We start from the raw sequence: 22,402 nt of genomic DNA on the forward strand, positions 1-22,402 counted from the left end.
CCCTGCATCCCTTCCGCTGCCCCCTTGCGGTGCATACACTGCACCATGGGCGGTACTTCGCCGCGCGGAGGCACCGCCGTGGCTGCCGGCCGACCAACGACAATTCCCTGAACATGGCAACCAAAACGTCCACACAGAAGCCGCTCAAAGCCCTCAAGCGCCCCGACCTGGTGGCGCAGGAGATCAAGCGCCTCATCACCGAGAAGAACCTGAGCCCGGGCGACCGCCTGCCGCGCGAGAGCGAGCTGCAGGCGCAGTTCGAGGTGAGCAAGGGCACCATCCGCGAGGCGCTCAAGTCGCTGGAGGTGCAGGGGCTGGTGACCATCTCCACCGGCCCCTCGGGCGGGGGCACCATCGCCGAGGTGCCGCTGGACCGCACCTTGCAGTTCATGCAGAACTACCTGTTCTTCCAGGAAGTGACCATCGACAACATCTACGCCGTGCGCCAGTTCCTGGAGCCCGAGCTGGCCGCCGGCGCCGTGCCGCACCTGACCGAGGCCGATTTCGAGGCGCTGGAGCACTCCATCGCCTGCTGCGACCCGGCGTCGAGCAGTGAGGACATGCTCAGCCAGCGGCGCGAGGACGTGAACTTCCACGACATCCTGGCCGCGGCCAACCCGAATCCGTTCCTGCGCTTCAATTGCGAGCTGATCAACGAGATGCTGCGCCAGCTCATCGTCTACGGCAACCGCACGCCCAAGGCCGAGCACCGGCGCTTTGGCGAAGTGAATGCCAATTTTCACCGCGAGATCGTGCGGGCCGCACGCGCGCGCGACGTGGAGACCGTGCGCACGCTGATGGCGCGCCACATGCAGGACGCGGCCAGCAGCGTCAAGCGCATGAAGGGGCGCATCCAGGGCCGGCTGATCCTCGATGCCGACACCCTGCGCAGTCCGCGCTCGGCCCATGTGCGGCCCAAGGCCACCAAGGGCGTGAAGTTGCCGAAGGCCGGGGAATAGGTGTCAGCGCGCGGGTTGCAGCACGATAAGCGCCATGCCCGCCAGCGCGACCAGCACGCCCGCCACGTCCCACGGCGTGGGCCGGATGCCGTCCACCAACCACAGCCACGCCAGGGCCACGCCGATGTAGACCCCGCCATAGGCCGCGTAAACGCGCCCCGCGCCTGCCGTGTCGTGCAAGGTGAGCAACCATGCGAACAGACCAAGGCTCAGTGCCGCGGGCAGCAGCAGCCACATGGGCTTGCCCTGCTTGAGCCACAGCCAAGGCAGGTAGCAGCCCACGATTTCAGCCAGGGCGGTGGCGATGAAAAGCAGCAGGGTCTTCATCATGTCCCGGGGCCGAGGAGGGGGATGGATGGGGATGCGTTGGAGGTGGTGGCCAGCCACTGGCGCAACGCCAGCTCACCCTTGGGCGTGAAATGCACCACGCGCGAGCCCTGTGCGCGGTGTGCCCAGCCGCCCTCGAAGAGCCGCTGCAGCAGCGCAGCCCCCAGCGCGCCGCCCAGGTGGTGGCGGCGTTCGCTCCAGTCCAGGCAAGGGCGGCACAGCATGCGCCGCTGCTGGGCCAGGGCGGGGGTGTCGATCCCGACCTGGGCAAACCATTGCGCGCCGGCGGGCGTTACCGCCGCACCCTGGGGCGTGGTCTGCAGCAGCCCCTGGCGCACCAGGGCTTCATAAAACTGCACGCCCACTTCGCCGGCCAGGTGGTCGTAGCACATGCGTGCGCGGCGCAAGGCAGGCTCGCGCGGGCTGGAGCGCAGGCGCACCGCGCCCGCGCGGAAGGCCACGTTCATCAGCGATTCCAGCAGGTGTGCCACATCGCGGTCGGCCAGCCGGAAGTAGCGGTGGCGGCCCTGGTGCTCGACAGTCAGCAGGCCTGCATCGAGCAGCTTGGCCAGGTGGGCACTGATGGTCTGCTTGGTGACGCCGGCAACTTCGGCCAGCTCGGTGGCCGTGAGCGCGCGGTCGGACATCAGCGCGGTGAGGACTTCGGCGCGACCGGCGTCGCCGATGAGCGCGGCGATGCGCGCAATGTGGGGACCATCTTTCATGGTTCGATGTTGAGCGAACCATCACGGGCCGTCAAGCGCCTATCGTGAGGTCCTCACAACGCACTGGGCCACGTACCATGATCACCTGCTTCATCCGTTACGACATCGACCCCTTCCAGCGCGAGCTGTTCGCCGAATACGCACGCCGCTGGGGCCAGATCATCCCGCGCTGCGGCGGCCACCTGATCGGCTACTTCCTGCCGCACGAGGGCAGCAACTACGAGGCCTGGGGGCTCATCGGTTTCGAGTCGCTGGCCGCCTACGAGGCCTACCGCGCCCGCTTGCGCACCGACCCGGACGGCCGCGCCAACTTCGCCATGGCGCAGGAAAAGCGCTTCATCCTGCGCGAGGAGCGCAGTTTCACGCAGGGCGTGGAAGGCACGCTGGGCCTGCCCGCACGCCCGTTGGAGCTCAGGGCATGATCGCTGTCATTTTCGAGGTACAGCCCGCTCCGGGCCAGCAGGACGCTTATCTGGGCGCTGCCGCTGCGTTGCGGCCTTTGCTCGAGCAGATCGATGGGTTTGTCTCCATCGAACGGTTCGAGAGCCTCAGTGCTCCCGGCAAGCTGCTGTCGCTTTCGTTCTGGCGTGACGAGGAGGCAGTGGCGCAATGGCGCCAGATGGAAGCCCACCGCGCCACGCAGAAAGCCGGCCGCGAGCGGATCTTCGACAACTACCGCCTGCGCGTTGCCGCCGTGGTGCGCGACTACGGCATGCATGACCGTGACCAGACTCCCGCAGATTCGCGGTCAGTGCACGGCTGATGGGCGCGCGGGCTAAGCGGCGTAGCCAGTGAGCAGCGCGTGCTCCCAGTCCGGGCGGCCGCGTTGCCGGGCCAGCGCCGCCATGGCCGCGTAGTCATAGGGCACGCAAATGTGTTCGCGATGCCAGCCGTCTGCGCGCTGTTCGATGAAGGCATAGCGTGCGTCGGGTGTCCCGGTCTGCACCGCATGGGGCACGGGGTGGTCATCGCTGTAGGCCTGCAGTCCCACGCTGCCGGGGTTGACCAGCAGGCTTGCACACTGCCGCACGGCGCGGGGCACGTGGGTGTGGCCGCATGCGATGACGGGTGAATGCTCGCCGCCCAGCCGGTCGGATATCTCTGCTGGGGTGGCCAGGCGCAGTGTGCTGCCGTCCAATGTTTCCAGCAGATATTCGTGGTCGCTGCGCGGCGAGCCGTGGCACAGGTAAATGTCGTCGCTGAAGCGATGCCAGGCCTTGAGCGTGCGCAGCCAGGTGAACTCCGCCTCGGTGAGCTGTGCGTGCGCGTACTGGTCCGAAGGGCCGCCGCGCCCGGGGCGCAGTTCCAGAACCTGGCGCTCGTGGTTGCCCGCCAGTGATAGCCAGCCCGACGCCATCAGCCACTGCGCCGTCTCGCGCGGCAGCAGCGGGCCGAGAACCTGTTCAAGGTGTTTTCGGGAATCGCATTGAAGTGCAATCGGGATGAGTGGATGCCTCGGATGCGCTGCATGGGCTCGTGCCCATGCAAGCAGCCGGGGCATTCAATCGCCCGATTTCACTCCAACCCTTCGGGCAAGTGCCTTGCCGGGCGGTCTGCGGCGTTGCGGCGCTTGTTGATAGCCAAGCTATCAACTGCGCACTGCGTCTAGCATCCCATCCCGGCAAGGTACTTGTGCGACCCCGAAAACACCTTGAACAGGTTCTTGGAGGTTGTCGCCCAGGTTCACCACCTGGTCAGCGCCCCGGCGGCGGATGTCTGCGGCCACCGCTTCCAGTGCGGCGAGGTTGCCATGAATGTCGGAGACGAGGGCCATGCGCATGGGTGGTGGCTTTCAGCAGGGGGTCGCAGCGCCGCTCAGGCTGCCCTGGCACAGGTGCAGGCTGACGCGCGCCCGGTTGAACAAGAGATCGCACAGCCACGCGTACACCAGCGCGATGTAGGCCAGTTGCGCCCAGCCCACATAGCTGCCGAACACGATGGTCTGCAGCCAGTTCTGGCCCCAGAGGTAGACAGCGCTGCTCGCCAGCGTTGCCACGAGGAGCGTGGCGGTGGCCGGCACCAGCGATGCCCCAGTCGCGCCGTGGGGCCGCCGCCATGCGGCCAGGCCCAGCAGGGCGAACGCCAGGGCATTGGCACCGCTGAAGATGCGCAATTCGCGCAGCAGCTTCTCGGCCGTATCCATGTAGGCGCTGCGGATCAGCGCATCGAGCTGGGCCTGCATCTGCTGCGCGGTGCCGATCTGCAGCTCCAGCCGCTGCTGCCGCCGTTTGCGGCATTCGCAGGCCGGGATCCCCATCTCGGCCGCAATGGCGGCGACCCGGGCGGGTAGGCCGGCCGACAGCGCCTTGCGCGCGGCGTCGATCTCCTGTTCCTTGCCGCGCAAGAAGACCTGTGCTTGTGCGTTCAGGAAGCGTTCGTCCAGGGCCTGGAGCTTCTCGCCCGTCTTGTGCTCGATGTGCTGGCGGATGAGCTCGCGCGCGCCGCGTTCAATCCAGGTGGGTTGCAGCAGCGACACCAGCAGCAACCCGCCGAAGGCCGCGCCGCCCAGCAGGGCGAGCAGAAGGACGAAAGATCGAAACAAGGCGCAGGTCTCCGGTTTTCAGTTCAGTGCGGGCCCTGCGCCGGCACATCCACGGTCCTGGGCCAGCCGGCCCAGTGCGGGCGCAGTCAGCCGGTAGCTGAGCCGTTCGGCCACACGCTGGGCACCGAGGCTTTCGTAGAACAGGATTCCCCTGGCGTTCGACGCCTTCACAGGCCAGTCGATGCGGCGGCAGCCGTGGTCCAAGGCATATCGGGCGAGCCCGGACATGAGCGCCCGGCCAGTCCCCTGGCTTCTCTCGGCCGAACTCACGTACAGCTCTTTGAGCTGGCAATGCCTGCGCTGCTCCTCTGCAAATTCGACCAGCGAATACACCAGCGAGAACGCCGCCAGGCCCACCACAACGCCGTCGCTGCGCGAAGCCACCAGCAAACGCTGGGCGGAGCCGGGCGCCAGGAGGTTCTGGCGGAGGTGCTCCATCACCACCTGCCGAGAGGGCGTGGCGCCTTCGTTGTAGAAGGCGTGCAGCTCACACAGCAGGTTGGCCAGCGAGGCATGCTGGTGTTCGGCGACCAGGGCGACCTGAAGTGCGCGTTCTGCGGGGCTGGCGTTCTGCATGGGCTCTTTCGTCTTGGAGATTTCGGCGGGACAACGTGCGCTTTCTGACACGGCGCCGTGCGGCCTTTTGCCATGACACTGCCGCAAAGATGGGGGGCGGAGCGCGAGCCCCGCACGGAGGGCCGCCACCGGCCATCCCATCCGCGGCGTGTCAAGCGGCCACTGGACCAGAGCCGGCGCCCTCCCTCCAGCGGGCCGCAAGCCAAGGCCCCTCATCGGGATTTCCGTGGGTCATGGCAGTTGTGGCGGTGTGTGGTGTGCGCTGTCCGCCCCGACCTTCACGGCAATCACTTCCATGCACACGCGGTAGCGTTGGCTGATGCCATAGCGCACGGGCCGGAAGCCACATTCGGCCAGCAGCGCGTACAGCCGGTCGCGGTCAAAGTTGTGATAGTGCTCGATTTCACCCCAGTAGGGGTTCGCGTTGTTCGCATCCAGCGCCTTCCAGACCAAGGAGCCCAGGTTGGGCAGGGAGATCAGCAGCACCCCCCCGGGTTGCAGCAGCCGGTGGGCGGCATGCAGACCCACCTTGGGAAACGGCATGTGCTCCAGCACATCCGCCATGCTGACCACACTGGCCGGCCGCGGCAGCTCGAACCCTGTGACGTCCTGGCAATGGGCCGCCACCCCCCATCTGCGCAGCTCTTCCACCGATTGCGGACGCAGGTCCAGGCCCACGGGATCGAAGCCGTACTCCTGTGCGGTGAACAGAAGCGATGCATTCCCAAACCCCACGTCCAGCCACGTGCCTCCCGTCTGGTATGACAGCACCTTCTCGATCATCTGCGCAGACACATAGCGCTGCCGTTCCAGGTCATAGCCCACCACCTGGGATTCGTTGGTGCCACGGAAAACGACATTCAGCGCCGCTTCGGAGTAGTAGCCGCTGCGAAAAACATGCTGGCACGCCGTGCATTGGCTCCAATGCATGGTGCGGGAGAGTTCTTGGCTGTAGCGAGGGTGGTGGGAACAGTCCGCGCTGCGCAGCGGCCGAAAGGCCTTGCTCTCGCACAACGGGCACGCCTGGTAGTCGATCAACTCGCCGGCCATGGTGGCGGGGGGGCTGGCGGCGGGCCGGTACGTCACCGGCGCGGCTGGGAAGGAGTATTTGATCATTCCTTCATTCTAGAAGGCACCCGACGTCTTCCCGGGGGCATCAAGACCGCCGCCGCGGCGCTAGCGCGGGCCATGGGACTCGCCCGCGGCCCGTCTTGCGGATGCGCACAGCTTTCGAAGGGCAGCATGGGCCGCCCGGGACGGGGGCTGTGCCACGCGGCGGCTACAGCGCGAAGATTTTTCCCGGATTCAGGATGTTCTTCGGGTCCAGCGCCCGCTTGATGGCGCGCATCATGTCCACCGCGCCAGCCCCGGTTTCATCGAGCAGGAAGCCCATCTTGTGCAGGCCCACGCCGTGCTCGCCCGTGCAGGTGCCGCCCATGCTCAGCGCGCGGGCCACCAGCTTGTGGTTCAGGTCTTCCGCGGTCACGCGCTCTTCGGGGATGTTGGGGTCGAGCAGGTAGCCAAAGTGGAAGTTGCCGTCGCCCACATGGCCCACCAGGAAGTAAGGGATGCCGCTGTCCTCGGCTTCCTGCACCGAGTCGAGCAGGCAGTCGGCCAGGCGGCTGATGGGCACGCAGGTGTCGGTGCTGATGGCGCGGCAGCCGGGGCGGCTTTGCACGGCGGCGAAGTAGGCGTTGTGCCGCGCGGTCCACAGGCGCGTGCGTTCCTCGGGCGTGCTGGCCCATTCAAAGGCATTGCCGCCAAACTCGCTGGCGATGTCCTGCACCGTCTCGGCCTGCTCCTTCACGCTCGATGGCGAACCGTGGAACTCCATCAGTAGCATGGGTTCTTCGCGCAGGGTGAGCTTGCTGTGCGCGTTGACCATGCGCACCGTGTGGTGGTCGATGAGTTCCACGCGCGCGATCGGCACGCCGAGCTGGATGGTCTGGATCACGGTGTGCACGGCGGCCTCGATGCTCGGGAACGAGCAGATCGCGGCGCTCACGGCCTCGGGCAGCGGGTACAGGCGCACGGTGATCTCGGTCATGATGCCCAGCGTGCCCTCGCTGCCCACCATCAGGCGCGTGAGGTCGTAGCCCGCGCTGCTCTTCTTGGCGCGCGTGCCGGTGTGGATGACTTCGCCGCTGGCCGTGACCACCTGCAGCGCCAGCACGTTCTCGCGCATGGTGCCGTAGCGCACGGCGTTGGTGCCGCTGGCGCGCGTGGCGCTCATGCCGCCAATGCTGGCATCGGCGCCGGGGTCGATGGGGAAGAACAGGCCCGTGTCCTTGATCGCATCGTTGAGCTGCTTGCGCGTGATGCCGGGCTGCACGGTCACGGTGAGGTCTTCGGCATTGATGCTCAACACCTGGTTCATGCGGCTCACGTCAATGCTGATGCCGCCCTGCACGGCCAGCAGGTGGCCTTCGAGCGAGGAGCCGGCGCCGTAGGGAATCACCGGCACCTCGTACTGGCTGGCCAGCTTCACGGCGTCGGCCACGTCCTGCGTGCTCTCGGCGAACACGACAGCGGAAGGTGGCGGCGCCTGGAAGGAACCTTCGTCCCGGCCATGCTGCTCGCGCACGGCCTGGGCCAGCGAGCACCGCGCACCAAAGCGGGTCTGCAGCGCTTCGATGAGGGCCTGGGGCACTTCGCGCAGGTTGATTTCGGGGAGAAGGTGGGCGGCGGCGGTGGGGGCGTTCATGGGTTGTCTCCAGGGTGGTCGAAAAGAATACCACCGGCCTTTGCGTGGCGCCATGGCAGTGGTCAGGCAGGTGCAAGCTGGCCCGGACCCCGCGGGTGCACAAGGCGCGCGGGCACTGCGCGGCGTGGTGCGGGTATTCACGGGCTTGTTCGCGGGTGTTCGCTTAAATACATTACGTTTGAAATGTATATTGTGAAAGCGCCATGAACCACCGTGTTTCCCCCAAGGCGGGGGTGCGCCGCACGCATGCCGAGCGCAGCGCCGCCACCCGCCAGCACCTGATCGCCACGGCCATCGATGTGATCCAGAACCGCAGCCTGGAGGAGATGTCCATCCATGAGCTGGCCAAGTCGGCGGGCATGACGTCGGGGGCGGTGCAGCACCACTTCACGTCCAAGGCGGTGCTGATGATGAACGTGCTCAGCGAGCTGATCGAGTCCAGCGTGCTGTCGGGCGCACTCTGGCCCGACAGCACGCTGGCGCCCCGCGAGAGGGCGACCCTTTTCGTGCAGGCCGTCTGGGGCCTGGTCTATGCGCAGCCGCGCTTCATCGTGGCCTGGAACATCTATCTGGGCTGCCGCAACCAGCCGGAAGTGCTGGGCCACATTGCCGAGCTGCGCCAGAGCGTGCAGGCGCGCATGCGCGACGGGTTCTTCAAGGCATTTCCCGAACTGGCCCACGAGGCCGACCGCGATGGCCTGCTGGGCCTGGTGCTGTCCTCGCTGCGCGGGCTGGGGATGCTGCAGCTTTTTGCACCTGCGCGGCAGGACACGCCGGATGCTGCGCAACAAGCCCAGCTGGCCTGCCTGGCCGACCTGATCGCCACCCGCTGTGAAGCCGCAGCCGCCAGTGCCGCGCCCGCCAAGGCGCGAGCGCCTCGCCGCTAGGCCCTGGGTGCCGCCGCACCGGCGCGCACCTGCGCACGTTTGCGGGAGCCCCGCCAGGCGCCTGTGCAACGCCATTCCACTGCCACCCCCCCAAAAAACCCAGGAGACAACACACCATGGCCCTTTCCTTCCCCCGAGCGCCCCGCATTCCGCTGCTGGGCGCCCTCGTGCTGCTGGCAGGCACCGCAGTGGCACAGCCAGGCGCGTACCCGGCCAAGCCCATCCAGCTCATTGCGCAGCAGCCGCCCGGCAGCGGCTCGGACGCGATGACCCGCGTGTGGGCCGACTGCGCCGCGCGTGAACTGGGCCAGGCGGTGGTGGTGCAGAACAAGCCGGGGGCCAACGGCGTGCTGGCAATCAACTACCTCAAGGGCCAGCCCGCCGACGGCTACAGCCTGCTGAGCATCGGCATGTCGCAGATGACGATCACGCCGTATGTGTACAAGCAGCCGCCGTACGACCCGCTACGCGATTTCGATGGCGTGGCCGTGCTGGGCACGTCGCCGCTGGTGCTGGCCGTGCCTGCGGGGCAGGGCATCGCGAGCCTGGCCGATCTGCAAAAACTCGCGCGCGCCACGCCGGGTGGCGTCAACTTTGGGTCGCCGGGCAAGGGCAGCCCGGCGCACCTGCTGACTTCGGCGCTCATCGAGCGCCTGGGCGTGGCTGGCACCCATGTGCCCTTTGTGGGCGAAGGCGCGGGCCTCACCGCGCTGATGGGGCAGCAGATCCATGCGATGACCCTGGTCATCGGCACGGCCGCAGCCCAGGTCAAGGCGGGCAAGCTGGTGCCGCTGGCGCTGTTTGGCGCGCAGCGCTCGCCCCTGCTGCCGGAGGTGCCCACCATTGCCGAAGCGTTGCCCCCTGCTGCCGACCTGGCGCGGCCCGCGTGGATTGCGGTGGTGGCCAAGGCGGGCACGCCGCCCGAACTGCTGAGCAAGCTCAACGCCGTCACCGAAAAGTGCCGGGGCGATGCGCAGTACAAATCGCGGCTGGAGGCCATGAACGTCACGCTCACTTCCTCGGTGCCGGGCGACGTGCGCGCCTGGGCCTCGCGCGATGCGGCCGTGTGGCGGCCCTTGATCGACAAGCTGGGCCTGGCCACGGAATGACAGTGGGCACAGCGGCACCCCAGGTCACGCTGCCCCACGGCGGCCAGCTGCGGGGTCTGTGGGACCACGGCGTGCGTGTGTTCCGTGGCGTGCCGTACGCCCAGGCACCACGTGGCGCGCTGCGCTTTGCGGCACCGGCGCCTGCGTTGCCGTGGTCCGGCCTGCGCGACGCCACCACCTTCGCGCCCATGGCGCCGCAACTGGCCCGCACGGCAAAAGCCGATGCACCCATGCTGGGTGGCCAGGACTGCCTGGCCGTGAATGTGTGGGCACCGCCCGTAGCGCCGGGTGCGGGCCTGCCGGTGTTGGTGTGGGTGCATGGTGGCGGCTTCTTTCGCGGCTCGGCGAGCGAACCGCTGTACGACGGCGCTTCGTTCGCCCGGCAGGGGCTGGTTTTTGTGTCGCTGCAGTACCGGCTGGGCATGGACGGGTTCATGCACTTCGAGGGTGAGGACGACGGTGCACCCGCCAACCGGGGTTTGCTGGACCAGATCGCTGCGCTGCAGTGGGTGCAGGACCATGTCCAGGCCTGGGGTGGCGACCCGACGCAGGTCACGGTGTTTGGCCAGTCGGCGGGCGCGGGTGCGCTGGCGTGCCTGCTGGGCATGCCAGCGTCGCGCGGCTTGTTCCAGAGGGTCATCCTGCAAAGCCCGAGCGTGGCCTGCCAAACGCTGGACGAAGCCGCCGCCGTGCGCCGCGCAGTGGGTGCGTTGGTGGGCGTGGCGCCGAGCCGCACCACGCTGGCCTCGGCGCCCATCGGTTCGGTGCTTCATGCCGTCCACAGGCTGGCAGCAGATCCGTCGCTTCGGGTTCGGCATGGCATCGGGGGCCGCAACTTCTTTCCGCTGCGGCCTGTGGTGGATGGGCGGGTGCTGGCTGCGCCGCCGCTGCAGGCGATGCGCCAGCAATGGAGGGCCCGGCCACCGGACCTGCAGGTGCTGGTGGGCAGCAATGTGGACGAGATGCGCCTTTACCACGTGCCGGGTGGCGCCATCGACCGCGTGAGCGAGGCGCAGGTGCTGGCGTTTGCGCAGGATGTGGGTTTGCCCACGGAGGCGGTTCGCGCCTGCCGGGCGCTGTTGCCGGCTGCCCAGCAGACACCGGGCGAGCTGCTGTCAGCCTTGCAGTCCGATTTCTACTACCGCGTGCCCGCACAGCGCATCGCGGCGCTGGCCAGCGAATGGGCCCAAAGCGCCCACCGCTATGAGTTTGCCTGGGCATCCCCCCAGTGGCGGGGGCGGCTGGGCGCGGCGCACGCGGTGGAGCTGCCGTTTGTCTTTGGCAACCTTCACACTGCCCAGGGGCAAGAGTTCACGGGGGCCGCGCCGCCTGCCGCTCTGGCGCAGGCCATGCACCAAAGCTGGGCGAGTTTTGCGCGCCGGGGCGACCCCGGCTGGGCGCGCCATGAGGGCACCATGCCCTGGCTGCAGCATTTCAACAGCGCATCGCGCTGCGAAATCCATAGCGAACCCACCAGATTCAATCTGTGGCGAGGCATTCTTTGAGCAAGGAGGGCGAAGTCCGCTGAGCCCCCGTAGGGCGCCATAGGCTGGCGCGCCACACTGGTGCATCCATCTTGTATACCAGTTGGCACGGAACCTGCAATCAGCAGGCGGCAATGACCACCGCCACCGAGATCAGCAACCGCATCATCGAAGCCGTGATGGCGCAAAAGCTCGCCCCCGGCTCGCGCCTGGGCGAGCAGCAGCTGGCCATGCTGTTCGACTGCAGCCGCACCATCGTGCGCGAGGCGCTCACGCGGTTGTCCACGCGCGGCATCGTCACCGTGAGCGCGCGGCGTGGCTGGTATGTGATCGAACCCTCGGAAGACGAGGCGCGCGAGGCCTTCGAGGCGCGCCGCGTGATCGAACTGGGCCTGCTGCACCAGCTCAAGGCGGTGGACAAGGCGGCCGTGCGCCAGCTCAGGAGCCACCTGCAGCGCGAGAAGGCGGCGCTGGCGGGCAGCGACGTGGGCGCGCGCAGCTTCCTGCTGGGCGACTTCCATGTGTGCCTGGCCGAATGCCTGGGCAATTCACTGCTGGCCGACACGCTGCGCGACTTCACGGCGCGCACCACGCTGATCGCCATGCTCTACCAGTCGTCGCACGATGCCGCGCAGTCGTGCGCCGACCACGTGCGCATCGTCGAGGCGCTGGAGGCGGGCGACATCGCCCAGGCCGAGGCGCTCATGTCCGAGCACATCGGCTCGGTGCAATCCGCGCTGCGCCTGCAGGCCAGCACCGACCCGCTGGCCGGGCTGCGCGATGCGCTGGCCCCGGTGCGCAAGACCACCGCCGCCGCAGCGGACACCACCGCGCAGCCCCGGCAACGCAAGCCCCGCGCTGCGCCCAAGAGTTCCACCCCGAAAGCGTCCGACACGGACGCAGCACCCGCCGACGCATCCACCTACCTAGGAGCCCTGCTATGACCGCCCCACGTGCCTTTGTTTCCTCGACCCGCCGCCTGACACTGGGCGTGCTTGCCGCCACGGGCCTGTCGGCCGCGCTGATGGCCCCTGCCGCCCACGCGCAGAACGCGCTGGACAACATCCTCAAGGCCAAGGAAATCAAGATCGCCATCCCCACCGACTATCCGCCCTACGGCTTTGTCGGCACGGATCTCAAGCCCCAGGGCCTGGATGTGGAAATGGCCAACTACATCGCCACCAAGCTGGGCGTGAAGGTCGAACTGATCCCCGTGACCAGCGCCAACCGCATCCCCTACCTGCAGACGCAGAAGGCCGACCTCGTCATCTCCACGCTGGGCAAGAACCCCGAGCGCGAGAAGGTGATCGACTTCACCGCCGCCTATGCGCCGTTCTTCCAGGCCGTGTTCGCGGGCAAGAGCCTGTCGATCAAGAGTTTTGCGGACCTGGCCGGCAAGTCGGTGGCCGTGACGCGCGGCGCCATGGAGGACCAGGAACTGGCCAAGGTCGCGCCCGCCGGCGTGGACGTGAAGCGTTTTGAAGACCACGCGGCCAGCATCTCGGCCTTCGTGTCGGGCCAGACGCAGGCCATCGCCACCAGCGCGTCCACGGCCGGCACCATCATGATGAAGAACCCCAGCCTGCAGACCGAGTACAAGCTGCTGCTCAAGGACAGCCCCAACTTCATCGGCGTGGCCAAGGGCGAGGACAAGCTGCGCCTGCGCGTGAACGAGATCATCGCCGAGGCGAAGAAGTCGGGCGACATCGACAAGCTCTCCAGCAAGTGGCTGGGCCGTCCCGCCGGCGAACTGCCCCTGTGAACGCACACCACTGACCATTTGCTGAACAGGCCTGGGGCGTGACAAGCGCCGCAGGGCAACCGCATGCTGATCGCGCTGGATTTCTCTGCCGTGCTGTCCTCCTGGCCGCTGCTGGTGCGCGGTGTGGTCTGGACCATCGGGCTCACGGTGGTGGGCACCGTGCTGGGCCTGTTGCTGGGCACGGCCTGTGCCTGGGCGCGCGCCCGCAACCTGGGGCCGCGTGCGCTGCCGCTGCGCTGGGCCGTGGCCGCCTATGTGGAGCTGGTGCGCAACACGCCCTTCATCGTGCAGCTGTTCTTCCTGTTCTTCGGCCTGCCGGCGCTCGGGCTCAAGCTCTCGCCCGAGGTGGCCTCCGTGCTGGCCATGGTGATCAACCTGGGCGCGTATTCGGCCGAGATCATCCGCGCCGGCATCGAGGCCACGCCGCGCGGGCAGATCGAAGCCGCGCAGAGCCTGGCCCTGACGCCCGGCCAGACCTTCCGCCGTGTGGTGCTGCCGCCGGCGCTGCTCAAGGTGTGGCCGGCCATGGTGAGCCAGATCATCATCGTGATGCTGGGCTCGGCCGTGTGCGGGCAGATCTCCACGCCGGAACTGAGCTACGCGGCCAACCTGATCTCCAGCAACACCTTCCGCGCGTTCGAGGCGTTCATCCTGGCGACGGCCGTGTACCTGGCGCTGTCGATGCTGACCCGCCGCCTGCTCATCTGGGTGGGTGCCCGATTCTTGGTGGGGAGATAAGCCATGGTGGAATTTTCTCTGTGGGACATCCTGCGCAACCTGCTGATGGCCGCGCGCTGGACCGTCAGTCTCTCGCTCATTGCCTTCATCGGCGGCGGGCTGGTGGGCCTGTTGCTGCTGGTGTTGCGCCTGTCCAAGGTGCGGGGTACCGAGCGCCTGATCGGTGCCTACGTGCAGGTGTTCCAGGGCACGCCGCTGCTCATGCAGCTGTTCCTGGCGTACTTCGGCATTGCGCTCTTTGGCATCAAGACCTCGCCGTGGACGGCCGCCGCCGTGGCACTCACGCTCTACACCAGCGCCTATCTCACGGAGATCTGGCGCGGCTGCGTGGCCTCCATCCCCAAGGGCCAGTGGGAGGCGGCGCAGAGCCTGGCCCTGAACTTTGGCGAGCAGCTGCGCCATGTGGTGCTGCCGCAGGCACTGCGCATTGCGGTGCCGCCCACCGTGGGTTTTCTGGTGCAGGTGATCAAGGGCACGGCGCTGGCATCGGTGATCGGCTTTGTCGAGCTGACCAAGGCCGGCAGCATGATCTCCAACGCCACCTACCAGCCCTTCCTGGTCTACGCCTGCGTGGCCCTGCTGTACTTTGTTTTGTGCTTCCCGGTGAGCCTGGTGGCGCAGTCCCTTGAAAGGAAACTCCATGGCAACCGCAGTTGATACAACCCCGGCTCCCGCCCACGACGGCATCGTGGTGGGCGCGCCGCCCATCGTGGACATCACGGCCCTGCGCAAGTCCTACGGCACGAACGAGGTGCTCAAGGGCATCGACCTCAAGGTGCAAAAGGGCGAGGTGATCGCCATCATCGGCAAGAGCGGCTCGGGCAAGAGCACGCTGCTGCGCTGCGTGAACGGGCTGGAGGTCTTTCAGGAGGGTGCCCTCAGCGTCAACGGCAAGAAGCTCATGCACGACAGCCCCACGGCCATGCGTGAGCTGCGCCAGCAGGTGGGCATGATTTTTCAGAACTTCAACCTGTTCCCGCACCTTTCGGTGGGCCGCAACATCATGCTGGCCCCCACGCTGGTGAAGTCGCGCGACGCCGCCACGGCGGCCGCGCAGGCGCGCAAGCTCCTCGAGCGCGTGGGCCTGGCAGAAAAATTCGACGCCATGCCCGACCAGCTCTCGGGCGGGCAGCAGCAGCGCGTGGCCATTGCACGCGCCCTGGCCATGGAGCCGCAGGTGCTGCTGTGCGACGAGATCACCTCGGCGCTCGACCCTGAATTGGTGGGTGAGGTGCTGCGCGTGGTGGAGTCGCTCGCGCTGGAAGGCATGACACTGATGATGGTCACGCACGAGATGGCATTCGCGCGCAAGGTCAGCGACCGCGTGATCTTCATGCACCAGGGCCGTGTGCACGAGACGGGCACGCCCGCCGAGCTGTTCGGCCACCCGCGCACGCCTGAACTGCAGCAATTCCTGTCCTCGCTGCACGACTGACGGCGGCCCTCGGCGCGCAGGCGCAAAAGCCCGCCCACGGTCTGGAACGCTCCAGGGCGGGCGGGCTCGCGGACGCCAATGGTCCGCTACACGCGGTGGTCACCCCGGGTTTGGCTCCGTGGCCAAGAGCCAGGGCATCCGGGATGGAGGATCAGGAAAGAAGGCCCTTCTCGAATTCGGCTGGAGACAGGGAGCCGCTCTGGTCGGCATCCAGCTCCTTGAAGCGCTGGCTGATGGCCGGCAGCTTGGTGGCTTCCTTCTCGCTCAGCTTGCCGTCCTTGTCGGTGTCGGCGCGATTGAAAGCGTTGGTGGCGGCCATGGAGGGGTTTCCGGTGCCAGGGCCGTAGGAGTATTTGGGGTCTCCCGGGGCTGCGGCCTTGCTGGCCGGCGCAGGCTGGGGCGAAGTGGAAGTGGACTGTGCCTGCAATGCGCCCACGCCACCCAGGGAGAGGGCGGCGAAGAGCATCACGCTGCGCGTATCGAACGAATAGGTGCGTCGTTGCAGTGCTTTCATGGAAGCTAGGCTCCTTCGAAGTTGAACAGGGTTTCATTGCACCGCAGCAGGCCGGCCAAGGCCAGCACTCTTGCCTGCTGTTGCCCGGGCCAACATTTCCCAGCGCGGTGTAACCGGCAGCGGCTGCTTTGTAGGGCAATGCGGAGGGGATGTACCCAAACGTAGGGCGCCACAGGCGCCCGCCCGACGCCGCGGGCCGGTTGCCGGATGACTGGCAGGCCGGGGCATGTCCTACATCGGCGTTCCCGCCTGCCCAAAACAATGCACTTCAGCATCCCGCTGGATGGATGTTTTTTGTTGTTTTATCCCAAGGAGCCTCTCATGCAAAAGCAAACCGTTGTGGCCGCCCTCGCCGCCCTGGCCTGCACCGCCGCCCTCGCGCAGGCGCCCGCCGCCAACACCGCCCGCCCCCCTTCCGAGGTGAATCCCGCCGCTTCGGGCGGCCCCGCCGCCGCGAATGCGCAGAACAAGGCCGACAACCGTGCCAGCCAGAGCACGGCGGCGCCCGCCAACCCTGCCAAGGGCGATGGCCGTGGCGCCCCGGTGGCAGAAATCAACCCCAGCGCCTCCGGGGGCAAGGCCGCCGCCAAGGCGGAAACGCGGGTGAACGCCCGCCTCATGGACTCCAACGGCGACGGCATGGTGTCGCGCCAGGAGTGGGACACGTACCACGCCAATGCGTGGAACAACCTCAAGCCCTCGAACACGGGTGTTTCCACGGCGGACATCGACAAGCTCAACCGCTCGACGGCGACCCAGTGACCCTGGTGGCCGGCGGCAGCCGGTGGGCGGCAGCGCGATAGGGGCTGCCCGCCCCGCCCCTTGCACCGGGTGCGTGTGCAAGGGGTTTTTTTTGAATGCCAGCCCGGCGGGCGCGGTGGCGGAAAATCGCGGGTGCAGATTCCCCGCGCGGCCCTGCGCCGCATCCCCCACCGACCAAGCAAGGCACCCATGGGCAACCGACTCACACAGATCGCCACGCGCACCGGCGACGCCGGCACCACCGGCCTGGGCAACAACGAACGCGTCTCCAAGGACAGCCTGCGCATCCATGCGCTCGGTGACGTGGATGAGCTCAACTCCCACATCGGCCTGCTGCTGTGCGAGCGCGTGCCGGAGGACGTGCGCGGCCTGCTCGTCGAGGTGCAGCACCAGCTGTTCAACCTGGGGGGCGAGCTGTCGATCCCGGGCTTCGAACTGCTCAAGCCGCAAGCGGTGCTGGCACTGGATGACGCCCTGGCCCACCACAACGCGGCGCTGCCGCGCCTGCAGGAATTCATCCTGCCCGCCGGCACCCGCGCCGCCGCGCAAGCCCATGTCTGCCGCACCGTGGCGCGCCGCGCCGAACGCGCCGTGGTCGCCCTGGGCAACGAAGAGGCGCTGAACGACGCGCCGCGCCAGTACCTCAACCGCCTCTCCGACCTGATGTTCGTCCTGGCCCGCGTGCTCAACCGCATGGATGGCGGGGATGACGTGTACTGGAAAAGCGAGCGCCTGGCGCAGCAGAATGCTACTGAATAGATAGCTTTTGGCGCTTACCCAGTAAGCGCTGGAGAGTAATTTTCTATAAATTCAACCCTGCCCGCTGCGGGTGGCGCTGCCCACCAGGGCAGCCAAGCAAGGGCCGCCCCGCAGCGAGGGCTGCGTCCCCCTTCCCGAGTCGCGTTAGCGATTCGAGAGAAGGGGGAAGGCACGAAGTGCCTCAGGGGGATGCACCTTATCTCGGCGCCAGGATCGCCATGGTCAGCCGCGACACGCAGGTGAGCTCGCCCGCGTCGTTGACCATGTCGATGTGCCACACGTGCGTGGTGCGGCCCAGGTGGATGGGCCGGGCGGTGGCCGTCACCCAGCCGCTGGTGGCGGAGCGCAGGTGGTTGGCGTTGATGTCCAGGCCCACGGCGTTGTGGCCCTCGGGGCTGGCGTAGTAGGCGCCCACCGAGCCCAGCGACTCGGCCAGCACCACGCTCACGCCGCCGTGCAGCAGCCCGAAGGGCTGTTTGGTGCGCTGGTCCACCGGCACGCGGCCGCGCAGGAAGTCGTCACCCAGTTCGATGATCTCGATGCCCAGGTGCGAGGCAGCGGTGTTGTGGTGGTCGGCGTTGAGTCGAGCCAGGTCGACGGGCTTTTTCCAGATGGGCATGGTGGCTTCGGTCGGACAGAGGGATGAATCTTTTCGGACCGGCCATTGTGCCCATCTTGCTCTCATGGGCGCAGACCCGACCCGGCGCCACCGTGGATCCGGCCCTGCCGGTCCACCGGAGGCGTCCCCCCTTGAGGAATGGCGCGCAGCGCCTCAGGGGGTTACCCGATGAATTTGCCGTTGGCGCCCATCACGCCCAGGTCCAGGAAACGCGAGCCCACATAGGGGGCGCTGCCGGCGTAGTCGATCGTGAGGCCGCCCAGGTCGTTGCTGCGGATGCCGGCCAGCGCGTTGCGCAGCCTGGCGCGGGTCAGCTCGCGGCCGGCGCGCTCCAGGCCTTCGGCGAGCACGCGGGCGTTCACATAGCCCTCGAAGCTGCGGCTCGAGAATTCCTGAAAGCCCACCGCCTTCATGGCGCGCTGGTAGTCGCGCACCAGGGCAACGCTGGTGCGGCCCGCGTCGGGCAGCACCATCGACAGTGCGATGCCCGCCGCCTTGCCGCCGAGCTGGCGCAGATTGTCGCCGGACAGGGCCACGCTGGTCGCTGCCAGCGGGGTGCTGGGCGACACCTTCTTGAATTCGCTGACCAGCGCGGCCGACACGTCGCCCGCCGTCCCCAGCAGCACCGTCGTGGGCTTGGCCGCCACGGCCTGCCTGACCACGTCGGCCACCTGCGTGCCCTGTGCGTCGAGCTTGAACGCCTTGGGCGCGGGCTGCTGGGCCGCCTTCATGGCGTTGTTCACATCGGCCAGGAATTCGCGGCCGAAGGCGGTGTCCTGGTAGACGATGGCCAGGTCGGTGATGCCCATGGCCACCAGCTTCTGCGTGAGGCGCTGGGCCTCGTCGGAGTAGCTGGCGCGCACGTGGAACACCGAGCGGTACTCGGCCTTGCGCAGCGACGTGGCGCCGCTTTGCGGGGCCACGTAGGGGATCTGCGCTTCGTCCACCAGCGGCAGGATGCGCTGGTTGTTGGCCGTGCCCATGCACGACAGCAGCGCCACCACGCCGCCGTCGGCGATCAGCTTGCGCGCGTTCTCCTCCGAGCGGGCGGCGTCATAGCCGTCGTCCAGCGCCAGCAGCTTCAGCTCCCGGCCATGGATGCCGCGCACGTTCGCCTGGGCGATGCCCGCGTCCAGGCCCTGCTTGAGTTCCTTGCCCAGGCTGGCCAGGGCGCCGGTCAGGCCGACGGAGCAGCCAATGGCCACGCTCCTGGCGTCCATCGGGTCCTGCACGCCCACGGCGCGCGACGGGTTGGCAAAAAGCAGGCCGGCGCTGGCAGCGGCAAGGGACTGGGTGAACTGGCGACGTTGCATGGCAGGAAAACTCACGGACAAGAAGGCCACCAGCCCCGCGAAGGGCTGGTGGCCGGTGAAGAAAAAGGAAAACGGGGGGAGGCCTGGTGGTCCGACGACCAAGGGTTAACCCTGATTCTACCCAGGGCCTGTGACAAGACCATGTTCTCCCTGCCGGGCCGGGGGATTCGGCCGGGGCCTGGTCAGGCGGGCGCGCTCTGCCGCATGCTGCCCGTCTCCACGTAGCGCTGGTGCCAGGACAGTGCCTCGCCCAGCAGGTGCGGCGTGTGCTGGCCCACGGCGCCGCGCTTGGCGCGGGCCACATAGTCGTGCAGGGCCGGGCGGAAGTCGGGGTGCGCGCAGCGGTCGATGATGAGCTCGGCCCGCTGCGTGGGCGAGTGGCCGCGCAGGTCGGCCAGGCCCTGTTCGGTGACGAGGATCTGCACGTCGTGCTCGGTGTGGTCCACGTGCGAGGCCATGGGCACGATGCACGAGATCGAGCCGTTCTTGGCCAGCGAGGGGGTCATGAAGATCGACAGGTACGCATTGCGCGCGAAGTCGCCCGAGCCGCCGATGCCGTTCATGATGGCCGAGCCCATGATGTGGGTGGAGTTCACGTTGCCGTAGATGTCGGCCTCGATCATGCCGTTCATCGCGATCAGGCCCATGCGGCGGATCAGCTCCGGGTGGTTGCTGATCTCCTGCGGGCGCAGCACGATGCGCTGCTTGTAGTACTCGATGCGCTCGTTGAAGTCCTGCATCGCCGCCGGGCTGAGCGACAGGGCGGTGGCCGAGGCGCTGGCGAGCTTGCCCGAGCGCAGCATGTCCAGCATGCCGTCCTGCAGCACCTCGGTGTAGGCCGTGAGGTTTTCGAACGGGCCGTTGTTCAGCCCCGCCAGCACCGCGTTGGCGATGTTGCCCACGCCCGACTGCAGCGGCAGCAGGTCCCGGGGCAGCCGGCCCTTCTTCACCTCGTGCTGCAGGAACTCGATGATGTGGCCCGCGATGCGGTTCGAGGTGTCGTCGGGCGCGGCGTAGACGCTGTTGCGGTCGGGCTGGTCCGTCACCACCACCGCGATCACCTTGGACGGGTCGCAGCGCAGGTAGGGCTCGCCGATGCGCTCGTCGGGCCGCGTCATCGGGATGGGCCTGCGGTGTGGCGGCACGTCGGTGCCGTAGTAGATGTCGTGCATCCCTTCCAGGCCCGGGTTGTGCCAGGCATTCACTTCCAGGATGACCTTGTCGGCCTGGTCCAGCCAGGTCTTGTTGTTGCCCACCGAGGACGAGGGAATCAGCCGGCCGTCGGGCAGCACGCCCGCCACCTCGACCACGGCCACGTCGAGCTTGCCCAGGAAGCCGAACCACACGAACTGCGCCACGTGCGACAGGTGGATGTCCACGTACTGCATGTGGCCCGCATTGATCTGGCGGCGCACCGTGGGGTCGGACTGGTAGGGCAGTCGCATCTCGATGCCGTCCACCTGGGCCAGCGCGCCGTCCAGCTCAGGCGCGGTGCTGGCTCCCGTCCACAGCCCGATCTTGAAACCATGGCCTTGCGCGTTCAGGCTTTCGATGCGCCGCGCCAGCGCGCCGGGCACGGCCTTGGGGTAGCCCGCGCCGGTGAAGCCGCTCATGCCCACATGGGCACCGGCAGGGATCAGGGCGGCCGCCTCGTCGGCGGACATGGTGCGGGAGAGAAAGTCGGGGTACAGCACCCGATCGGCCAGGGACATGAACAAACTCCGCAAAAAAAGAAAAGAGGCCACCCGCCCGGTGAGCGGATGGCCCCGTGGACAAAACCCAGGATGCTAGCCGTCGTTCCTTACAAATTAAGGGTTAACCCTTACAAATGCGGTACGTCCGCTCACGTCCGCAGATTACGCCGCTTTGCGGTTGAGCAAGGCATACAGCAGGATGGCGCCGAACGTGGCCGTGCCGATGCCGCCCAGCGCGAACTGGCCGAACTTGAGCGTGAAGTCGCCCGTGCCCAGGATGAGCGTGATGGCCGCGACGATCAGGTTCTTGTTCTGCGAGAAGTCCACCTTGTTGTCCACCCAGATCTTGGCCCCGGCCACGGCGATCAGGCCGAACACCACGATGGAGACGCCCCCCATCACCGGCAGCGGAATGGTCTGGATCAGCGCGCCGAACTTGGGGGAAAAGCCCAGCACCAGCGCGAACACGCCCGCCAGCAGGAACACGGCGGTGGAATAGATCTTGGTCGCGGCCATCACGCCGATGTTCTCGGCATAGGTCGTCACGCCCGTGCCGCCCACGCCGCCGCTCACCATGGTGGCCACGCCGTCGCCGATGAACGCACGGCCCATGTAGCGGTCCAGGTCGCGGCCGGTCATGGCCGTCACGGCCTTGATGTGGCCCAGGTTCTCCGCCACCAGGATGATGGCCACCGGGGCGATCAGCAGCATCGCGTTGCCGTCGAACACCGGCGCGGCGAAGTTGGGCATGCCCACCCATGCCGCGTTCGCCAGGATCGACAGGTCGATGGGCTTGCCCAGGCCCAGGCCGTTGGTGAGCACCGCGTAGATGATGCTCGCCACGATCAGCCCCACCAGGATCAGGAGGCGCTGCACCATGCCGCGCGTGAGCACGGCCACCAGGCCCACGCTCACGAAGGTCACCACCTGCATCCAGCTGTCGAAATTGCTCGCCGCCATGTTCTTGATCGGAATGCCCGCCAGGTTCAGCCCGATCACCGCGACGACCGAGCCCGTGACCACGGGCGGCATGAAGCGCTCGATCCAGCCCGTGCCGATGGCCTGCACCAGCGCGCCGATCAGCGTGTAGAGCAGGCCGCAGGCGATGATGCCGCCCAGGGCGACGGCGATGTTGCCGTTGGCCCCCTTGCCCGCATAGCCCGTGGCCGCGATCACCACCCCGATGAAGGCAAAGCTCGAACCCAGGTAGCTGGGCACCCTGCCGCCCGTCACCAGGAAGAAGATCAGCGTGCCCACGCCGCTCATCAGGATGGCCACGTTGGGGTCGAACCCCATCAGGATGGGCGCCAGCACCGTGGCGCCGAACATCGCGATCACATGCTGCACGCCCATCGCCGCCGTCTGCGGCCAGGGCAGCCGTTCGTCGGGCGCGATCACTCCGCCCTGCTGCAGCACGGCCGCGCTTTTTTCTTGCCAGTTCATGAATCCCATGTGTGTTGTTCCTTGTAGTTCGAGGCGCGAATGCTAGTGGA

General features: G+C 67.6%; 26 protein-coding genes. 13 read left to right on the forward strand and 13 right to left on the reverse strand.

What is annotated here, in order from left to right:
• Nucleotides 1–113: 113 nt before the first annotated feature.
• The gene (locus AC1RVY_RS12965; RefSeq protein WP_492806787.1) at nucleotides 114–959 is read left to right on the forward strand and encodes a FadR/GntR family transcriptional regulator; all 846 of its coding nucleotides are present in this window, start codon (nucleotides 114–116) and stop codon (nucleotides 957–959) included.
• Between the two features lie 3 nt (nucleotides 960–962).
• Here AC1RVY_RS12965 and AC1RVY_RS12970 read toward each other — a convergent pair whose 3' ends face one another.
• Nucleotides 963–1,286, reverse strand: coding sequence for a YnfA family protein (locus tag AC1RVY_RS12970; protein WP_492806819.1), 324 nt, complete (start codon nucleotides 1,284–1,286; stop codon nucleotides 963–965).
• Nucleotides 1,286–2,011 (reverse strand): ArsR/SmtB family transcription factor, encoded by a 726-nt coding sequence (locus AC1RVY_RS12975; protein WP_492806788.1) that lies wholly within the window; start codon nucleotides 2,009–2,011, stop codon nucleotides 1,286–1,288. Before AC1RVY_RS12975 ends, AC1RVY_RS12970 begins: the two co-directional genes overlap by 1 nt.
• A gap of 77 nt (nucleotides 2,012–2,088) precedes the next feature.
• Between AC1RVY_RS12975 and AC1RVY_RS12980 the strand changes: the two genes are divergently transcribed.
• Both AC1RVY_RS12980 and AC1RVY_RS12985 read left to right on the forward strand, forming a co-directional pair.
• On the forward strand, nucleotides 2,089–2,433 hold the full coding sequence (locus tag AC1RVY_RS12980) for an NIPSNAP family protein (RefSeq protein ID WP_492806789.1): 345 nt from the start codon (nucleotides 2,089–2,091) through the stop codon (nucleotides 2,431–2,433).
• Nucleotides 2,430–2,774, forward strand: a complete 345-nt coding sequence (locus tag AC1RVY_RS12985; RefSeq protein WP_492806790.1) for an antibiotic biosynthesis monooxygenase family protein — start codon at nucleotides 2,430–2,432, stop codon at nucleotides 2,772–2,774. Before AC1RVY_RS12980 ends, AC1RVY_RS12985 begins: the two co-directional genes overlap by 4 nt.
• A gap of 12 nt (nucleotides 2,775–2,786) precedes the next feature.
• Here AC1RVY_RS12985 and AC1RVY_RS12990 read toward each other — a convergent pair whose 3' ends face one another.
• The 6 genes from AC1RVY_RS12990 to AC1RVY_RS13015 all read right to left on the reverse strand — a co-directional run bounded on the left by AC1RVY_RS12990 (nucleotide 2,787) and on the right by AC1RVY_RS13015 (nucleotide 7,833).
• Nucleotides 2,787–3,368: a metallophosphoesterase family protein gene (locus tag AC1RVY_RS12990; protein WP_492806791.1), complete on the reverse strand. Its 582-nt coding sequence runs from the start codon at nucleotides 3,366–3,368 to the stop codon at nucleotides 2,787–2,789.
• 231 nt (nucleotides 3,369–3,599) lie between these two features.
• Nucleotides 3,600–3,791, reverse strand: coding sequence for a metallophosphoesterase family protein (locus tag AC1RVY_RS12995; protein WP_492806792.1), 192 nt, complete (start codon nucleotides 3,789–3,791; stop codon nucleotides 3,600–3,602).
• Between the two features lie 12 nt (nucleotides 3,792–3,803).
• Nucleotides 3,804–4,553 (reverse strand): hypothetical protein, encoded by a 750-nt coding sequence (locus tag AC1RVY_RS13000; protein WP_492806793.1) that lies wholly within the window; start codon nucleotides 4,551–4,553, stop codon nucleotides 3,804–3,806.
• Between the two features lie 18 nt (nucleotides 4,554–4,571).
• On the reverse strand, nucleotides 4,572–5,129 hold the full coding sequence (locus tag AC1RVY_RS13005) for a GNAT family N-acetyltransferase (protein WP_492806794.1): 558 nt from the start codon (nucleotides 5,127–5,129) through the stop codon (nucleotides 4,572–4,574).
• 231 nt (nucleotides 5,130–5,360) lie between these two features.
• Complete coding sequence (locus AC1RVY_RS13010; protein ID WP_255594803.1) at nucleotides 5,361–6,245, reverse strand: class I SAM-dependent methyltransferase; 885 nt, start codon at nucleotides 6,243–6,245, stop codon at nucleotides 5,361–5,363.
• A gap of 163 nt (nucleotides 6,246–6,408) precedes the next feature.
• Nucleotides 6,409–7,833 carry an FAD-binding oxidoreductase gene (locus tag AC1RVY_RS13015; protein ID WP_218339242.1) on the reverse strand — a complete coding sequence of 475 codons (1,425 nt, stop codon included), beginning with the start codon at nucleotides 7,831–7,833 and terminating at the stop codon, nucleotides 6,409–6,411.
• Nucleotides 7,834–8,036: 203 nt separating this feature from the next.
• Between AC1RVY_RS13015 and AC1RVY_RS13020 the strand changes: the two genes are divergently transcribed.
• The 8 genes from AC1RVY_RS13020 (at nucleotide 8,037) to AC1RVY_RS13055 (ending at nucleotide 15,248) form a co-directional block, all read left to right on the forward strand.
• A complete protein-coding gene (locus AC1RVY_RS13020) occupies nucleotides 8,037–8,720 on the forward strand; it encodes a TetR/AcrR family transcriptional regulator (RefSeq protein WP_218296475.1) in 684 nt (227 codons plus the stop codon).
• 116 nt (nucleotides 8,721–8,836) lie between these two features.
• Nucleotides 8,837–9,829 (forward strand): Bug family tripartite tricarboxylate transporter substrate binding protein, encoded by a 993-nt coding sequence (locus AC1RVY_RS13025; RefSeq protein ID WP_369641008.1) that lies wholly within the window; start codon nucleotides 8,837–8,839, stop codon nucleotides 9,827–9,829.
• The gene (locus AC1RVY_RS13030; protein ID WP_492806795.1) at nucleotides 9,826–11,334 is read left to right on the forward strand and encodes a carboxylesterase/lipase family protein; all 1,509 of its coding nucleotides are present in this window, start codon (nucleotides 9,826–9,828) and stop codon (nucleotides 11,332–11,334) included. The genes AC1RVY_RS13025 and AC1RVY_RS13030 overlap by 4 nt, the downstream gene beginning before the upstream one ends.
• Before the next feature lie 113 nt (nucleotides 11,335–11,447).
• Complete coding sequence (locus AC1RVY_RS13035; protein ID WP_218339239.1) at nucleotides 11,448–12,257, forward strand: GntR family transcriptional regulator; 810 nt, start codon at nucleotides 11,448–11,450, stop codon at nucleotides 12,255–12,257.
• Entirely contained in the window at nucleotides 12,254–13,075 is an 822-nt protein-coding gene (locus AC1RVY_RS13040) for a transporter substrate-binding domain-containing protein (RefSeq protein WP_492806796.1), read from the forward strand. The genes AC1RVY_RS13035 and AC1RVY_RS13040 overlap by 4 nt, the downstream gene beginning before the upstream one ends.
• Nucleotides 13,076–13,138: 63 nt before the next feature.
• Complete coding sequence (locus tag AC1RVY_RS13045) at nucleotides 13,139–13,813, forward strand: amino acid ABC transporter permease (protein WP_218296480.1); 675 nt, start codon at nucleotides 13,139–13,141, stop codon at nucleotides 13,811–13,813.
• 3 nt (nucleotides 13,814–13,816) lie between these two features.
• On the forward strand, nucleotides 13,817–14,470 hold the full coding sequence (locus AC1RVY_RS13050; protein ID WP_057227970.1) for an amino acid ABC transporter permease: 654 nt from the start codon (nucleotides 13,817–13,819) through the stop codon (nucleotides 14,468–14,470).
• A complete protein-coding gene (locus AC1RVY_RS13055) occupies nucleotides 14,454–15,248 on the forward strand; it encodes an amino acid ABC transporter ATP-binding protein (protein WP_255590935.1) in 795 nt (264 codons plus the stop codon). Before AC1RVY_RS13050 ends, AC1RVY_RS13055 begins: the two co-directional genes overlap by 17 nt.
• A 151-nt stretch (nucleotides 15,249–15,399) precedes the next feature.
• On the opposite strand, the gene AC1RVY_RS13060 is transcribed toward AC1RVY_RS13055, so the two are convergent.
• On the reverse strand, nucleotides 15,400–15,762 hold the full coding sequence (locus AC1RVY_RS13060) for a PLC family EF-hand domain-containing protein (protein ID WP_369641013.1): 363 nt from the start codon (nucleotides 15,760–15,762) through the stop codon (nucleotides 15,400–15,402).
• 321 nt (nucleotides 15,763–16,083) lie between these two features.
• Here AC1RVY_RS13060 and AC1RVY_RS13065 point away from each other — a divergent pair, with 321 nt between their 5' ends.
• Together AC1RVY_RS13065 and AC1RVY_RS13070 are read left to right on the forward strand one after the other, a co-directional pair.
• Nucleotides 16,084–16,524: a hypothetical protein gene (locus AC1RVY_RS13065; protein WP_492806797.1), complete on the forward strand. Its 441-nt coding sequence runs from the start codon at nucleotides 16,084–16,086 to the stop codon at nucleotides 16,522–16,524.
• A 189-nt stretch (nucleotides 16,525–16,713) separates the two neighbouring features.
• Nucleotides 16,714–17,283 (forward strand): cob(I)yrinic acid a,c-diamide adenosyltransferase, encoded by a 570-nt coding sequence (locus AC1RVY_RS13070; RefSeq protein ID WP_218296483.1) that lies wholly within the window; start codon nucleotides 16,714–16,716, stop codon nucleotides 17,281–17,283.
• A gap of 196 nt (nucleotides 17,284–17,479) precedes the next feature.
• Here the strand turns inward: AC1RVY_RS13070 and AC1RVY_RS13075 are convergent, their stop codons facing one another.
• From AC1RVY_RS13075 to AC1RVY_RS13090, 4 genes are all read right to left on the reverse strand, one after another.
• Entirely contained in the window at nucleotides 17,480–17,902 is a 423-nt protein-coding gene (locus tag AC1RVY_RS13075) for a hotdog fold thioesterase (RefSeq protein WP_218296484.1), read from the reverse strand.
• 161 nt (nucleotides 17,903–18,063) lie between these two features.
• The gene (locus AC1RVY_RS13080) at nucleotides 18,064–19,215 is read right to left on the reverse strand and encodes an ABC transporter substrate-binding protein (RefSeq protein ID WP_492806798.1); all 1,152 of its coding nucleotides are present in this window, start codon (nucleotides 19,213–19,215) and stop codon (nucleotides 18,064–18,066) included.
• A 182-nt stretch (nucleotides 19,216–19,397) separates the two neighbouring features.
• On the reverse strand, nucleotides 19,398–20,927 hold the full coding sequence (gene scpC / locus AC1RVY_RS13085) for a succinyl-CoA:acetate CoA-transferase ScpC (RefSeq protein ID WP_218339235.1): 1,530 nt from the start codon (nucleotides 20,925–20,927) through the stop codon (nucleotides 19,398–19,400).
• Between the two features lie 144 nt (nucleotides 20,928–21,071).
• Complete coding sequence (locus AC1RVY_RS13090) at nucleotides 21,072–22,361, reverse strand: solute carrier family 23 protein (protein WP_218296487.1); 1,290 nt, start codon at nucleotides 22,359–22,361, stop codon at nucleotides 21,072–21,074.
• Nucleotides 22,362–22,402 lie beyond the last annotated feature (41 nt).

The sequence above is a fragment of the Acidovorax sp. GW821-FHT11A03 genome (genome assembly GCF_058809075.1).